The organism is Pseudochrobactrum saccharolyticum, assembly GCF_008801715.1.
GTDB classification, from domain to species: domain Bacteria; phylum Pseudomonadota; class Alphaproteobacteria; order Rhizobiales; family Rhizobiaceae; genus Pseudochrobactrum; species Pseudochrobactrum saccharolyticum.
In genome coordinates this window covers 139,365-154,837 of sequence record NZ_VZPG01000004.1, presented here as the reverse complement: position 1 = coordinate 154,837, position 15,473 = coordinate 139,365, and the positions used below count along the sequence as shown (strand labels likewise).

Sequence of the window (15,473 nt, the reverse complement as noted above, 5' to 3'; positions counted from 1 at the left end):
TTATTCTGATCGGGCTACAGACTGGCTGTATCCATCATCTGCCCTTCGCTTCTGCTTGCCGAGAGAGTTCTGACATGTCCAAAAAAGATAAGTCATCACAGCCCCCTGCTGATTTGAACAAGCAGCAACAGGACGCTGGTTTCGGTGAAACACCTCATAGCTCAGGTTTCGGCGAAGCGCCTCAGGCAGAATTTTCAGGCATTCCGCTCTCCTCTTCGGTCGGAGACTGGTCGCGGATGATCAGTGAAATGGCTGAACAGCCGGAAGCCATGCCTTCCGCACCAGTCGCTAAAAAAACGGCAGCAAAAAAGACAGAAGCGAAAAAAGCACCTTCATCTCGCGCCAAGGCAGCCACGCTGAAAGAACGCGTCGCGGCAGGTCTTAATCCTGTCTCCGGCATGGATATCACCATGGAAGATGCAGCCAATATGCCTTCCAGCGGTGCCACCGCAACCGTGGAAGCTCTGTCTGCTTTGATTGAATCCGGCAATCCGCTGTTCAAAAACGGTAAACTCTGGACACCGCACCGGCCGGAGCGCCCTGCCAAATCCGAGGGCGGCATCCAGATTAAAATGGAAACCGAATATACTCCTTCAGGTGACCAGCCGACAGCCATTGCCGATCTGGTAGAAGGTATTGAAAACAGCGATCAGACACAGGTACTGCTCGGTGTGACCGGTTCGGGTAAAACCTTTACCGTTGCCAATATTATTGAGCGCACACAGCGCCCTGCTCTGATCCTCGCACCGAATAAAACACTGGCCGCTCAGCTATACGGCGAGTTCAAAAGCTTTTTCCCGAATAATGCGGTCGAATATTTCGTTTCCTATTATGACTATTATCAGCCGGAAGCCTATGTGCCGCGCTCCGATACCTTCATTGAGAAAGAATCCTCGATCAATGAAGAAATCGACCGGATGCGCCACTCCGCAACCCGCTCACTGCTGGAACGCGATGATGTGATTATCGTCGCCTCGGTCTCCTGTATTTACGGTATCGGTTCCGTCGAAACCTATACGGCGATGACCTTTAAAATGACCATCGGCGACCGTCTCGATCAGCGCCAGTTGCTCGCCGATCTCGTTGCACAACAATATAAGCGGCAGGATATCAATTTCGTGCGCGGTTCCTTCCGTGTGCGCGGCGATACGATTGAACTCTTCCCTGCTCACTTGGAAGACCGTGCATGGCGTATCTCGCTCTTTGGTGACGAGATTGAAACCATCACCGAATTCGACCCGCTGACCGGTCAGAAAACCGGCGATCTCAAATCCGTAAAAATCTATGCGAATTCGCACTATGTAACGCCGCGTCCGACCCTTAATCAGGCGATCAAATCCATCAAGGAAGAGCTGAAGCACCGCCTTGTAGAGCTGAACAATGCCGGACGCCTGCTCGAAGCCCAGCGCCTTGAACAGCGCACAACCTTTGATCTGGAAATGCTTGAGGCAACCGGCTCCTGCGCCGGTATTGAAAACTATTCGCGTTATCTCACCGGCCGCCAACCGGGTGAGCCGCCGCCGACTTTGTTTGAATATATTCCTGATAATGCTCTGGTTTTCATTGATGAAAGCCACGTTACCGTTCCGCAGATCGGCGGCATGTATCGCGGCGACTTCCGTCGTAAAGCAACGCTCGCGGAATACGGATTCCGCCTGCCATCCTGCATGGACAACCGCCCGCTGCGCTTTGAAGAATGGGATGCCATGCGCCCGCAAACCATTGCGGTATCGGCAACGCCGGGCAAGTGGGAAATGGAGCAATCCGGCGGTGTATTTGCTGAACAGCTGATCCGCCCGACCGGCCTGATTGATCCACCGGTTGAAGTGCGCCCAGCCCGCTCGCAGGTCGATGATGTGCTGGGAGAAATTCGTGAAACAGCAAAGAACGGCTACCGCTCTCTGGTCACAGTGCTGACCAAGCGTATGGCCGAGGACCTGACAGAATATCTGCATGAACAGGGCGTACGCGTCCGCTATATGCACTCGGATATTGATACGCTGGAGCGTATCGAGATTATCCGCGACCTGCGCCTTGGTGCATTTGATGTGCTGATCGGGATCAACTTGCTGCGCGAAGGTCTGGACATTCCTGAATGCGGCTTTGTCGCTATTCTCGATGCGGATAAAGAAGGTTTCCTGCGTTCGGAAACCTCACTGGTGCAGACAATCGGCCGTGCAGCGCGAAATGTCGATGGCCGCGTTATTCTTTATGCGGATACGATCACCGGCTCTATGCAACGCGCGATGGAGGAAACCAGCCGCCGCCGTGAGAAGCAGGTCGCCTATAATACCGAACACGGCATTACACCGGCATCGGTGCGCAAGAATATCTCGGATATTCTCAATTCCGTTTATGAGCGGGATCATGTGCGCGCGGATATCAGCGGCTTTGCCGAACAAGGCGGCATGGTCGGCAATAATCTCGGCGCGCATCTTGAACATCTTGAGAAGAAGATGCGTGACGCCGCGGCCGATCTCGACTTTGAAACGGCTGCAAGACTGCGTGACGAAATCAAACGTCTGCGAGAAAAAGAGCTGGCTATTGCCGATGATCCGCTGGCGCGTGAAGCGGAGCTGTCCCTTGAACGACCGTCCAGAGGTGGCAGAACATCACCGTCGCCATCACTGTTTAAAAAACCGTCGCTCGACAATATGGGACCCGGAACAGATATGGCGAAACCGCTCGGCCCGCAGAGCGACGACGATCCGGCTCCGGTCAGACGGCATCGTGCCGGTGCAGGCTCCTATGAAGATCCGGTGGATGTAAAGCGTAAAACCCGCCGCTCCGGCAAGACCGGACGTCCCGGCAAATAGCGTCTGCTTCTTGCCTGTATTGACAGCACAAGACGGAAAACGCATGAAAGCGATGTGCGTTTTCCATTTTTTAGAGCGTCGCGCACCCATTCTGGCGCACAAAAATCGCTCTAACACTTTATATTTGCAGTATAATTTCACTTTAAACTCATTCAAGTTTAAGAAATTATGCTCTGGCATTAACATATGTCTCAAAACCCGCGCAGGACTTTTGCGACATATTCTGACAGGATCAGCCTATGCGCCTTCCGGCCGGATTATTTACTGCACTCATGCTGTCTGTTCCGGTCTCTGGTCTGCCTGTTGCCTTTGCACAGGAGCAGCAGGAAAAACCAACCGAATCCGCTCCTCCCGTAACGAAGAAAAAACAGAGCGAGAAGTCTGACGCCGCTGCGAAACCTGCGCCGGATGTTGCGCAAATCTGCCGCCTGATCGCTGGATCGGCTGAAAAACATGGCATCCCACCGAATTTCTTTGCCCGCTTGATCTGGAAAGAAAGCCGCTTTGACCATCTGGCTGTCAGCCCTGTCGGTGCGCAGGGTATTGCGCAATTCATGCCTTACACAGCCAAAGAACGCGGCCTGACCGATGCTTTTAATATTGAACTGGCTCTGCCCGCCTCGGCATCGTTTTTGAAAGATCTGCATGGCAGTTTCGGCAATTGGGGGCTGGCAGCAGCCGCCTATAATGCAGGGCCGACACGCCTGTCCAACTGGATGAAGAATGGCGGTTTTCTGCCGCTGGAGACAGAAAATTATGTTCTCTCCATTACCGGCAAAAGCGTGGATCATTTCAGTACCGGACAAGAGCTGACTGACACGCCGCTGGATGATAAACTGCCCTTTCAGCAAGCCTGCCAGCTCCTGCCCGTCATCAAATCCCGCTCAATCTCTATGGCACAGCTTAATCCGTTTCCATGGGCGGTTCAGGTGGCAGGGAATTTCCGTCAAAGTGTTGTCAGCGCGCAATGGAACCGTTTGCGCAAACAGAATCCGAAACTGTTCGCCGGTCGGGAAATCTATATATCGCGTGTGCGCAGCCCGATCGGCAGAAGAGGAATCTATGTCGCCCGCCTCGGTGCGAACAGCCGTCAGACAGCGGATAATCTCTGCCAGACCATCAGAATCAGTGGTGGCTCGTGCATCATTCGCAGAAACCGCTGAAACTTTCAGAGCCTTTGGCGACAATGAAAGTGAAATACACGGGGCTGCATCACTTTCCGGAATAAGCGACAACCCGAATACACAACCGGAATGCCAGCAATTGTTCAATTTCAGCAGTGAAAACAACGCTCTTTAAAATCGAAAGCAGCCTTTTCGTGTATTTTTTTCTCAAAATATGCGATTTTTTAAGTGATCCGACTTCTTCCAACCATAAAGAACTACATAATTCAGTTATTATACAACAATTTTCAAAACTAAATAAAACTTAAGTCATCTTGAATTTCTTTTTAGTGAAGTATCTTTGTATTTATGACTATTTATTTTTTATTATAGCCCATCTTGGCAAAGAAAAAACAGCGTCATAACAAAAATTTGCTTGCCAAATACCTCTCTATAGATCAGTCTTCAAATGTTCGGGCATTTGGCGAACAATGGAAGACTGGAAGAACGGCGCGCCGGAACCGCTATAAGCTCCGGGTCAGGCAACTGACAATGATCGGCTCCTTTCCTGATTTCGATAACTGCCTGCATACCCCTACCGCTGGGCGTGTGGTGCGCATAGCGGTTCGAAAAATTCCGTTGCGGCTGAAAGGCCAAGACGGCGCCAAGGAAAAGGAACGTATCCCATGGCACAAACCGGCGTAGTCAAATTCTTTAATGGTGAAAAAGGCTTTGGCTTTATCAAACCGGATAATGGCGGACCAGATATTTTCGTACATATCTCTGCTGTTCAGGCTTCCGGCCTCACAAACCTCGCTGACAATCAGAAAGTTTCTTTCGAAACTGAACCGGATCGTCGCGGCAAAGGCCCTAAAGCTGTAGACATCAGCATTACCGAGTAAAAAGCACCAACTGCCTATATATGATTTCTGCGTGACATTCTCACAGAAGTCAGATTGCAAGCAGTGCTTTATCCAGAAACCCCGGTTACGCCGGGGTTTTTTATTATCTGCAGAGCGGCTCCTGTGAGCGCTCGCTGTTCACTTTCTGATACAGTCTGAAAACCAAAAAAGACGGCTCAAACCAGCACGCAGAGCATTACGGGATTGATCCTTTCATTAGAGAGTCTCCTATCCCTTTGTTTTCATGAATGTCTTACAGCTGAAGCCCGCTTCCGTTTAAGCAATGTGTCCCCACGCTCTCAAAGCGCATGAAGCCATGTTTTCAAATCCACGCTGCTTGTCATTAATCGTGACATACGGAGATATTTAAAAAGCTGAACATTCCCCCTATTTTCTGTTCAGCAAGCATTCATATGCCCTGCTCTAATGATTGGTCATCATCTTATCACAGCACATAAAGTTGCTGCTGAGAGAAGACCAAAACCGGCATTATCGAATGCGTATAGCTTCGTAAGGAGGCACAGATTATGATGAATAAGTTGACCAAGACCGCTCTGATCGCAGGCCTCTCCATTGCCACGATAGCCGGCAATCTTTCAGTTGCATCCGCTGATGACTGGGGACGCCGCCACGGGGGCTGGAACAATGGTGGCTGGAATCATGATAATGGCTGGCGCAATCGTGACAGAGACTGGGATCGCCGCGACCGCCGCCGTGATCGCAACAATGCCATAGCCGCAGGCGTGCTTGGCCTTGCAGCCGGTGCGATTATCGCCGGTGCCATGTCGCAGCCGCAACCGCAGCCTGTTTATCGTGAACCGATTTACAATGCACCGCCACCGCAGACTTTCTACCCTGCCCAGCCGGCACGCGGAAATTATGGCCGCGACTATCGTGGCTCTTACCAGCCATGGACACGCGAATGGTATAACTGGTGCTCCCAGAAATACCGCTCCTTTAATGCCCAGTCCGGTACATTCCGTGGCTATGATGGTCAGGATCACTTCTGCGTCGCAAACTGATCCCGTTCAGATGAAAAAACCGCCGGTCACTCCGGCGGTTTTTTTATGAGAGTTTTGGGTGCCCGTGGCAACTCATTCACACCAGAAACGGATTGCCTCTGCGCTCATCGCCAAAGCGGCTGCCTGCACCATGACCGCAGATAAAGCTGAATTCATCACCAAGCGGCAGCAACTTCTCCTTGATGGAGCGGATCAATGTATCATGATCTCCGCCCGGCAAATCCGTACGGCCCACGGATCCGTTGAACAAGACATCACCGACAATTGCAAAATGCATGGCTTTATTGATGAAAACCACATGCCCAGGTGAGTGTCCCGGACAATGCAGGACTTCAAAATTCTCACCGGCAACCTGTAAAACATCACCTTCTTTCAGCCAGCGATCCGGCTGAAAATTGCGGAAGCCCTCTCCCAGACCGAATTTGGTCGCCGAGGCTTCCACATTGTCGTAGAGAAACGCATCCTCTTCCTGAGAGCCGATGATCGGCACCTGCAATGCATCACGCAGATCAGCAGCAGCACCGATATGATCGACATGACCGTGGGTGATCCAGATCTCTTCGATCTTCAGCTGATTGTTCTCGATCACTTCTTTCAGCACATCAACATCACCGCCCGGATCAACAACAACGCCTTTTTTACTGTCCTTATCGAACAGGATTGTGCAATTCTGCCGAAAAGGCGTGACTGCCACTATGATTGCCTGAAGCTTGCTCATTTATCACCCGATTATAGTTTGCGTGCTCTGACCGGTTTTCGTTTTGCCTAGAGCGCCATGTGCCAGATCTGGCACACAAAGGACGCTCTAACACTTTAAAATTCGCACATGTCTGGCTCAGATGGTTTCATCTGAGCTCCCGCGAACATGCGCCACAGAAGGATCCAGAGTAAGTGCCATGCGTATAATTAAGCGCGGCACACTCTGGTGCAAACAAAAAGGACAGCCGTAGCTGTCCTTTATATAGGCCGGATAAATCAAAAAAGCAGCGCATCGCGCACCGCCTGAAGAAAAAACATATTCATAAGACCGGCATGATATCATACCCTGCCGGTCATAAAGTAATTAATCCTGAGTTTTTACGGTCAGGCTTTATTAGCCATGCTGTTTTTAATCAGACCGATCACGGCTGTCAGAACGGCACCACCGGCACCGCCGCCGATCAGCTGTCCGACAATACCGCTCAATGCAGAATCGACACCGCCACCGGCCAGCATTGGCAGAAGCTGACCGAGGATCAGACCGCCGATACCACCGGCAACTGTATTGCCTGTTGTTCCAAGGCTGAGATTCTTAACTGCGCCGGCCAGATTGCCGCCGACAGCACCGGCGACTAACTGTACAAGAATAGGAATAATGGCATCCATAATTGTCACCCCAATTAATGTTAAACATCAAAGTAGAACGCCTTGACATCTTGATGATGACAAGAAAAAGGAGACTGTCAATTCTTATAATTATTACCTGATAAATTCAGCATGTTTCATCCCTCGGCGCTGCCCGCAATCATACAGTTTCACACAGAATCAGATTTAAACGGCAGATAGTGTGAAAATGCAGCATGTTGCGCCGCAAAATATTGCCATGGTTGTTTCTAAAGCAGATAATGGAAAGTAAGATGCAGATAATCTATCCGCATAGCAAACAGGCTGATAGAACTAGCAGGCTGAAATATGAATGAACCGGAGACCGGACGTGCGTTTCAATCACAATGATACTACTATTCGTGCCGCCCTCTCAGAAGATGAGGTCAACGATCTGGGCATCATTGAACTTCTGTTCTTTTCCTATCGCGATTTTACAGCTGATCCCGATAAGCAGCTTGAAACCATGGGCTTCGGCCGCGCGCATCACCGTGTGTTATATTTCGTCAACCGCAAGCCCGGCATGAGTGTTGCGGAACTGCTGGATGTTTTGAAAATCACCAAGCAGAGCCTTGCCCGCGTTCTGAAACAACTGGTCGATAACGGCCATATTATCCAGCTAACCGGTGAAACAGACCGCCGCCAGCGGGAATTATATCCGACTGTTTCCGGCCGCGAGCTTATTCTTTCGCTGACACAACCACAGTCAAACCGCATTGCCGCGGCTCTGGCTGAAAGCAATGTTACGGAAAAACAAATTATCCAGAATTTCCTGAAAGCCATGGTCAACAGCGACCAGCGCGATCAGATCGACAGCCTGCCGCTCAGCCGGTAAATATAAACAGCCTTCATTCACATAGTGTGTATATCCGAAGGCCGTGCACACAGATAAACAGACTGCAGAAGCCGAGATAACAAGCTGAATACACGCCTCGCCTGAGGCAGGAAAAGCTCTGTACTGAAAGGGTAAACCAATGACCAGCGAAGACACAATTCTGTCCGACGATGCCCCGCACCTGCTGGTGGTTGATGATGATACCCGTATCCGCAGCCTGCTCTCGCAATATCTGAGCACCACCGGTTACCGTGTCACAATGGCAGCCAATGCGCAGGAAGCCCGCCGCAAGCTCGAAGGCATTGATTTCGATCTCATTATTCTCGATGTCATGATGCCGGGCGAAAGCGGTGTGGAGCTGACCCGCTCCCTGCGTGAACAAAAGAATGTGCCCATTCTGATGCTTACCGCGCTTTCAGAAACTGACAGCCGTATCAGCGGCCTCGAAGCCGGCGCCGATGATTATCTCTCCAAGCCGTTTGATCCGCGTGAACTGACACTGCGCATCAATAATATTCTGCGCCGCGGTGCGCAGCCGACACAGCATATTATTGAGCAGATTGTTTTCGGTCCTTACACTTTTTCTATTCCGCGCAAGGAACTCAAACAGGGCGGTGAAGTTATCAAACTGACGGATCGTGAACAGGATATTATGACGATCTTCGCTGAACGCGCCGGTGAGACAGTGCCGCGCCATGAACTGACAGGTCAGGACGGGGAAGTCGGAGAAAGAACAATCGATGTGCAGATCAACCGTCTGCGCCGCAAGATTGAAGTCGATCCTGCAAATCCGATCTGGCTGCAAACAGTGCGCGGTATCGGCTACAAGCTGAGCATTGAGCAATAAAAGCGCTCGTCGCCAATAACATAATCCTGACGGACAGGAGAGAATAGCAGTTGCTCTGGAAAAGGTTTTCCGACTGGCTGGCATTGCGTATGCCCAAGCGGCTTTATGCGCGCTCGCTCATCATCATCATCGCTCCGATGGTGCTGTTGCAGTCGGTTATTGCCTTCGTTTTTATGGAACGGCACTGGCAGATGGTGACAGAGCGTCTGTCCACTGCGGTCGTGCGCGATATTTCTGCTATTATTGATATTCTGGAAACCTATCCGCAGGAACCCGATTACGCGAATATTATCCGCATTGCGCAACAGCGGCTGGATCTCAACGTATCTGTTCTGCCGTCCTCGCCGCTGCCGCCGCCGGGGCCGAAACCGTTTTTCTCTATTCTTGATTATTTTCTCAATGAGGAAATCACCCGCCAGATCAATCGCCCGTTCTGGATTGATACGGTCGGGGATTCTGACTTGGTAGAAATCCGTATTCAGCTGGATGACAAAGTCTTACGTGTTTTTGCCAAGCGCAGTCAGGCCTATGCATCCAATACGCTGATCTTCCTTACATGGATGATCGGTACGGCTCTGGTCTTGCTCACGATTGCGATTGCCTTCCTACGCAATCAGATCAAACCGATCCAGCAATTGTCAGAAGCGGCGGAAAGTTTCGGTAAAGGCCAGCCCATGCCTGTCGGCTTCCGTCCCCATGGTGCTGAAGAAGTGCGCAAGGCGGGCATTGCCTTCATCCAGATGCGCGAACGCATTGAACGGCAGATTGAACAGCGTACAGCCATGCTCAGCGGCGTGAGCCACGATCTGCGCACCATTCTCACGCGCTTTAAATTGCAGCTGGCCATTGCAGGCAGCAAGATTGATACGGTGCCGCTCAATCAGGATATTACCGACATGCAGAATATGCTGGAAGGCTATCTGGCTTTTGCACGCGGTGAAGGCAGTGAAGAGCAAGGCGTTCTGGATCTGCAAATCCTCATCACAAAACTGGAAGAAGAAGCGCGGCTGCGCAATCGCGACTTCTCCGCCGAGATACACGGCAACAGCAATATTCACGTCCGCCCGAATGCGTTCACACGACTGGTCAGCAATCTCGTCGGCAATGCTTTCCGCTATGCGCAATCCGTGCATTTAACGGCAACCCATGAGAATGACTGGTTGACCATTGTTGTCGATGATGACGGCGTTGGTATACCGGAAGACAAGCGGGAAGAAGTTTTCAAACCCTTTGTCCGTCTGGATGAAGCCCGCAATCAGGATGCAGGCGGCACTGGTCTGGGCTTAGCGATTGCCCGCGACATCGCTCGCAATCACGGCGGCGATATCACACTGGACAGCAGCCCGAAAGGCGGCCTGCGTGCCATTGTCAGTATTCCTGCCTGATGCATTCTCAAGCAGTTTAGATAAGACAGCGTAACGCGGTATAAGACTAGATCAGCTTCTGCCCGTTCGGCACATTCCGCTCTGTTGCCGCCAAGACAATATCGCCATTTTCATCGGCAAATCCGAGCGTCAATACTTCAGACATAAACGGACCGATCTGGCGCGGCGGGAAATTGACAACGGCCAGAACCTGACGGCCGACCAGCGTTTCCGGCGTATAATGAACAGTAATCTGTGCGGATGATTTTTTAATACCGATCACATCGCCGAAATCAATTTTCAGCTTATAAGCAGGCTTGCGGGCTTTGGCGAAAACTTCCGCTTCAATAATCGTACCGGTGCGGATATCGACTTTTTCAAAATCCGCAAAACTGATTTCCTGCTGCTCAGACACGACACCCCCGCCCATACTTGTAAAGCGTGTCGCGTGTAATTTTATCCACTGCGCCCGCTCTGTCTCCAAGTTTTACGCATGTCACTATCGGAAAACCGGTAGCCGCTTTTCCGCGACATGCTCTGGAGCATAATTCCTTAAACTTAGATCAGTTTAAGACAAAATTATGCTCTAATTTTAAAGTGTTAGAGCGAGTTTTGTGTGCCAAGTCTGGCACACGGCGCTCTAGAGCATTTCACAGTCAAGTTGGATAAACTTGACGCCCGTGATAATGCGGCAAATTAAAGAATCTAGAGCGAGCACTGTGATCCAATCGGGACGTAAACCGCTCTGCCGCTGCCATTCTAAACAGGCAGCGTTTGTTTTATCACCTTAAGCCCGGCCGACTGTTTCAAACAGCACGCCCTGCAAAGCTTCTTTTGCCGGCACACCCGACCAGACTACAAACTGGAAAGCCTGATAATAGCATTCACAGGCTTCCAGCGCGCTGGCCAGCAATACTTCGACCTGACGACTGGTTGGCTTAGCGCCGCCCGCCAGCAACAGGGACTGGCGATACATAATCGCCCCTTCCTGACGCCACAGATCAAAATGCCCCATAAGCAGCTGCTCATTAATCAGAGAGAGCAGACGCATGACTTCATTCACGCGCGGCTCACTCACCTTTACATCAAAGGCGCAGGCCAGATGCAGCGCTTCAAACTCTTCCATCCACGAGAATGAAAGGTGATAATCTGTCCAGTTACCGACAACAGAAACTGCAATCTCATCGTCACCGGTACGGTCAAAAGCCCAGTCATTGGCATGCGCAACCTGTTCAATGACATCCACCGGATGTGCATCGCGAGCGATATCGAGCTCAAGAAGGTTCATGTTCGTTCCCTGTTTTTGGGCTTACCCGCAAGAGTAAAACCCGGATTCCGGCTGTCATAAACACGCAGCCGGAATGTATCCCCCGCAGCAATCGCCACAAAAAAGACACACTGGTTAATAGGCCGAGACAAATGTTGCCAAACGCTGCAACCCCGCCTCCAACACACGCGCAAACACATGACTGTTACACTGACGCATCAACCGGATCTGTGCGGCTGAACTTATTGTCCTGCCGCTCCCCGCTTCTGCCATGCTTCATGACTCAATTACGAATCATGCAGTGTTTTCAGTCTATTGATGCTGAGTCAGAGTACCAGTCCTTTTTGTCAAAACTCTAAGAAACCATGTGGAAAGAACAAACGGCGCCCGAGTGGGCGCCGCTGTAACCGATTCTGGAATAAGGGCTTTTAGGCATTCGCCCCTGTGAATAAAAAGTTAAAAAATCTTTGAGATTTTTAGACCTTAAGCGCCTTTTTTCGCTGGTTTTTCTGCCAGTGCTGCTTCGATTTTAGCAATACGCTCTTCGAGCTCGGCAATTTTGACCGTCAGGGCACTGTTTTCGGTACGGGTTTTAACGGCCATTTCACGCATGGCTTCAAAATCTTCACGCTGCACAACATCCAAAGTGTTAAGCAGCTTTTCACCCTGAGAGCGCATTGCTGTCTCGACTTCACGACGCACGCCCTGCGCGGCACCCGCAGCATCAGTGACGAGTTTTGCGAGTTCATCAAGAACTTTACCGGTTGCATTACTCATTGGATCACCTCTTTTTAGCCGCCACAGGCGGAAATAATTTCTGCTTCTGAGATAAGCCCGCATTATATCGTATGCAAGACTTAAACAGCCTTACTTTGTAAGACATTTAAGTTCGGCTTAAGGCGAGTGGATTGAATTTGACGTTTGTCACCGACCGACACCAATGTTGTTTCAAACGTCAAATTCGAAAATCCACTCGTTTCATATAATTGCCAGTGGTCATTTCAATACCGACATTTGCTCAGCATCTACATCCACGGGATGCAAATGTCGGTATCAGACCACTGGAACCCGAATAAAGCCATAAAAGCAACGGACTTTTATCCTGAACAAAAATTCGCTATGCCTCATTAACAACAGCATCAACCAGTGCTGAACACATAATAGCAGACGCAGCCATAACGGAGTGAAGAATGACCGAACCGCAGATCATGATGGCTGCACTGCCCTTCCCGAATATTGATCCTGTGCTGTTTTCCATAGGGCCGCTCTCCGTGCACTGGTATGGTATCGGCTATGTCATCGGCATTCTGTTTGCATGGTGGTATGGCAAGAAACTCGTAAACACAGCGCGTCTGTGGCCGAATAATAATGCGCCGATGGATCCGCTGGCGCTGGACGATTTTGTACTCTGGGCAGCGCTTGGGGTCGTGATCGGCGGCCGTCTCGGCTATGTGCTGTTTTATAATTTCGGTTTCTATATCAGCAATCCGCTGGAAATACCGGCTGTCTGGGACGGCGGCATGTCTTTCCACGGTGGTATTCTCGGCACGACCGTTGCGATGATCCTGTTTGCCCGCAAGCGCGGCATTCCTGTCTGGAGCATGTTCGATACTATCGCCGCCGGTGTGCCGATCGGCCTCGGCGTCGTGCGTATTGCCAATTTCATCAATTCCGAACTATGGGGTCGTGTCAGCGATGTTTCATGGGCGGTCTATTTCCCGAATGGCGGGCCGCTGCCACGCCACCCGAGCCAGCTTTATGAAGCAGCACTCGAAGGTTTTGTATTGTTCTTCGTGCTGGCTCTGCTGATCTGGAAGGGCAACAAGCTCAAAGCTCCGGGTTTCATCGCCGGTGCCTTTGTCGCCGGTTATGGTTTATCCCGTATTCTGGTAGAATTTTTCCGCGAGCCAGACGCACAGCTCGGCTATCTCGTCGGTGGTTGGATGACCATGGGCATGGTTCTGTCCGTGCCGATGGTGCTGCTTGGTGTCTGGGCAATGTGGCGTGGCAACCGCGCTGCGGCAAAGGCATAAACAATGGCAGAAACGACAATCCCCGCCGCAGACAAGCTGAAACAGCGTCTGATCCGCTTAATTACCAATGGCGGGCCGATCAGCGTGGCAGATTATATGGCTTTCTGCCTCGCCGATCATGACGGCGGCTATTACATGACCCGTGAGCCGTTCGGGGCGAAAGGTGACTTCGTCACCGCGCCGGAAGTCAGCCAGATGTTTGGTGAACTGGTCGGCATCTGGGTCGTCAGCCATTGGGAAGCTCTGGGCAAACCGGAAAACTGCACCATTTGCGAAATTGGCGGTGGTCGCGGCACATTGATGAGCGATCTGCTGCGCGCGGCTGGCAAACTGGCACCGGACCTGCTGCGCACCGCCCATATTGCGATGGTGGAAACCAGCGACCGGCTGACAGGCGTGCAAAAGAAAAAGCTTGAGGGTGCCGCGCCCCATATATCTTGGTATAAAAACTTCGGGGAAATCCCGCAAAATACGCTGATCCTCGTCGCCAATGAATTGTTCGACGCGCTGCCGGATCATCAATATGTCAAACATGAGGGTCGCTTTGTTGAGCGCATGGTAGCGACCTGCAATGAGGCAGCACCGGAACTCTGCTTTACCACCGGAACCGGCGGCATTGATCCTGCCATTCTGCCTCAAGGCCATGAAACAGCACCGGAAGGTACAATTTTCGAGGCCTCACCGGCACGTTCTGCGCTGATGCAGCAGATCAGCGAACATATCCGCAAGCACAAAGGCGCGGCGCTGTTGATTGACTATGGCTCTCATGAAGCCGGTTTCGGCGACACTTTGCAGGCGCTCTATCAGCATGCCTATCAGGATGTTTTTGCCGCTCCCGGTCAGGCCGATATTACTACCCATGTGGATTTTGCCGCTCTCGCACAAATTGCTTCCGCCCTCGGCTGTACGATAAAAGCTGAAGAACAGGGCGATTTTCTGCTGAGAATGGGACTGCTCAGCCGTGCCGGTCAACTTGGTGCCGGTAAATCTGCCAGCGTGCAGGAGCAAATCCGTGATGATGTGGAGCGGCTGGCTGCGCCAAACCAGATGGGCAGCCTGTTTAAAGTCTTAAGCGTCACTTATCCCGACCTGAAAACAATCTGATATTTCATTTTCCAGAGAGACTATCATAACCAATATGCCTGATCCGATCCGCTCTCCTTTACTCGAAACCAATGACCGTATTGTGCATGGTTTTTTCACCCGTCTCGGCGGCGTATCTTCCGGCATTTATGACAGCCTCAATGTCGGCGCAGGTTCTAAAGATGATCCTGATGCTGTTGCAGAAAACCGCCGTCGCGTAGCAGCCTATTTCGACCTCCAGCCGGAAGATCTGCAAACTCTCTATCAGGTGCATTCACCAACCGTTCTGACTATCACCGAAGCCCTGCCTTCGCCACGCCCGCAGGCGGATGCGATGGTGACCAATGTGCCGGGACTGATTCTGGGTGCATTGAGCGCCGATTGCGGCCCCGTGCTGTTTTGTGAGCCGGAAGCGGGCATTATCGGCTCCGCTCATGCGGGCTGGCGTGGTGCGCTTGCCGGTGTTCTGGAAAACACCGTGGAAGCTATGGTCAATCTGGGCGCGGAACGGTCAAAAATCCGCGCAGTTCTGGGGCCCTGCATCGGTCAGGACAATTATGAAGTGGGGGCTGAATTCGTTGCGGAATTCACTGCCCGCGATCAAAGTTATGAACAATATTTCCGCCCTTCAAGCGATCCGGCGCGTAAAATGTTTGATCTTTGGAGCTTTATCGTTGATCGTCTGTCAGCCTGCGGTATCCAGACAGCGTCTCTTGATCTCTGCACCTATGCCGATGAAGCGCGGTTTTTCTCTTATCGCCGCACCACCCATCGCAAGGAACCGGATTACGGACGCCAGATCGCCGCTATTGCCATCCGGAAGTAAGCGCTTCCGGTTC

General features: G+C 51.5%; 14 protein-coding genes and 2 pseudogenes. 11 read left to right on the top strand and 5 right to left on the bottom strand.

Features of this window, described 5'->3' with window-relative positions:
- Positions 1-74: 74 nt before the first annotated feature.
- The 5 genes and pseudogenes from uvrB to F7P81_RS13000 form a co-directional block, all read left to right on the top strand.
- Positions 75-2,579 (top strand): annotated as a pseudogene (uvrB, locus tag F7P81_RS13015) (excinuclease ABC subunit UvrB); the annotation flags it as partial.
- Positions 2,580-2,624: 45 nt separating this feature from the next.
- Positions 2,625-2,816: pseudogene (locus F7P81_RS17285) on the top strand (hypothetical protein); the annotation flags it as partial.
- A gap of 239 nt (positions 2,817-3,055) precedes the next feature.
- Positions 3,056-3,979 (top strand): lytic transglycosylase domain-containing protein, encoded by a 924-nt coding sequence (locus tag F7P81_RS13010; protein WP_246176125.1) that lies wholly within the window; start codon positions 3,056-3,058, stop codon positions 3,977-3,979.
- A gap of 626 nt (positions 3,980-4,605) precedes the next feature.
- The gene (locus tag F7P81_RS13005; protein ID WP_022710150.1) at positions 4,606-4,821 is read left to right on the top strand and encodes a cold-shock protein; all 216 of its coding nucleotides are present in this window, start codon (positions 4,606-4,608) and stop codon (positions 4,819-4,821) included.
- Positions 4,822-5,351: 530 nt separating this feature from the next.
- On the top strand, positions 5,352-5,843 hold the full coding sequence (locus F7P81_RS13000; RefSeq protein WP_075656380.1) for a BA14K family protein: 492 nt from the start codon (positions 5,352-5,354) through the stop codon (positions 5,841-5,843).
- A gap of 76 nt (positions 5,844-5,919) precedes the next feature.
- On the opposite strand, the gene F7P81_RS12995 is transcribed toward F7P81_RS13000, so the two are convergent.
- A complete protein-coding gene (locus F7P81_RS12995) occupies positions 5,920-6,561 on the bottom strand; it encodes an MBL fold metallo-hydrolase (RefSeq protein WP_151159812.1) in 642 nt (213 codons plus the stop codon).
- A gap of 365 nt (positions 6,562-6,926) precedes the next feature.
- Positions 6,927-7,208 carry a hypothetical protein gene (locus tag F7P81_RS12990; RefSeq protein WP_022710147.1) on the bottom strand — a complete coding sequence of 94 codons (282 nt, stop codon included), beginning with the start codon at positions 7,206-7,208 and terminating at the stop codon, positions 6,927-6,929.
- 310 nt (positions 7,209-7,518) lie between these two features.
- On the opposite strand from F7P81_RS12990, the gene F7P81_RS12985 reads away from it, so the two are divergent.
- From F7P81_RS12985 to F7P81_RS12975, 3 genes are all read left to right on the top strand, one after another.
- On the top strand, positions 7,519-8,040 hold the full coding sequence (locus F7P81_RS12985) for a MarR family winged helix-turn-helix transcriptional regulator (protein ID WP_051138994.1): 522 nt from the start codon (positions 7,519-7,521) through the stop codon (positions 8,038-8,040).
- 139 nt (positions 8,041-8,179) lie between these two features.
- Positions 8,180-8,887: a response regulator gene (locus tag F7P81_RS12980; RefSeq protein WP_022710145.1), complete on the top strand. Its 708-nt coding sequence runs from the start codon at positions 8,180-8,182 to the stop codon at positions 8,885-8,887.
- Between the two features lie 89 nt (positions 8,888-8,976).
- Complete coding sequence (locus F7P81_RS12975; protein ID WP_151160014.1) at positions 8,977-10,272, top strand: ATP-binding protein; 1,296 nt, start codon at positions 8,977-8,979, stop codon at positions 10,270-10,272.
- 46 nt (positions 10,273-10,318) lie between these two features.
- On the opposite strand, the gene F7P81_RS12970 is transcribed toward F7P81_RS12975, so the two are convergent.
- From F7P81_RS12970 to F7P81_RS12960, 3 genes are all read right to left on the bottom strand, one after another.
- Positions 10,319-10,666 carry a tRNA-binding protein gene (locus tag F7P81_RS12970; RefSeq protein WP_225685009.1) on the bottom strand — a complete coding sequence of 116 codons (348 nt, stop codon included), beginning with the start codon at positions 10,664-10,666 and terminating at the stop codon, positions 10,319-10,321.
- Between the two features lie 372 nt (positions 10,667-11,038).
- The gene (locus F7P81_RS12965) at positions 11,039-11,539 is read right to left on the bottom strand and encodes a type III secretion system chaperone family protein (protein ID WP_022710142.1); all 501 of its coding nucleotides are present in this window, start codon (positions 11,537-11,539) and stop codon (positions 11,039-11,041) included.
- Between the two features lie 462 nt (positions 11,540-12,001).
- On the bottom strand, positions 12,002-12,295 hold the full coding sequence (locus F7P81_RS12960) for an accessory factor UbiK family protein (RefSeq protein ID WP_022710141.1): 294 nt from the start codon (positions 12,293-12,295) through the stop codon (positions 12,002-12,004).
- Between the two features lie 413 nt (positions 12,296-12,708).
- Here F7P81_RS12960 and lgt point away from each other — a divergent pair, with 413 nt between their 5' ends.
- From lgt to pgeF, 3 genes are read left to right on the top strand one after another with little or no spacing between them, the layout of a single operon-like run.
- Complete coding sequence (gene lgt, locus F7P81_RS12955) at positions 12,709-13,551, top strand: prolipoprotein diacylglyceryl transferase (protein ID WP_075656040.1); 843 nt, start codon at positions 12,709-12,711, stop codon at positions 13,549-13,551.
- A 3-nt stretch (positions 13,552-13,554) separates the two neighbouring features.
- A complete protein-coding gene (locus tag F7P81_RS12950) occupies positions 13,555-14,655 on the top strand; it encodes a class I SAM-dependent methyltransferase (protein WP_151159810.1) in 1,101 nt (366 codons plus the stop codon).
- A gap of 25 nt (positions 14,656-14,680) precedes the next feature.
- A complete protein-coding gene (gene pgeF / locus F7P81_RS12945; RefSeq protein ID WP_151159809.1) occupies positions 14,681-15,460 on the top strand; it encodes a peptidoglycan editing factor PgeF in 780 nt (259 codons plus the stop codon).
- The last annotated feature ends 13 nt before the right edge of the window (positions 15,461-15,473 follow it).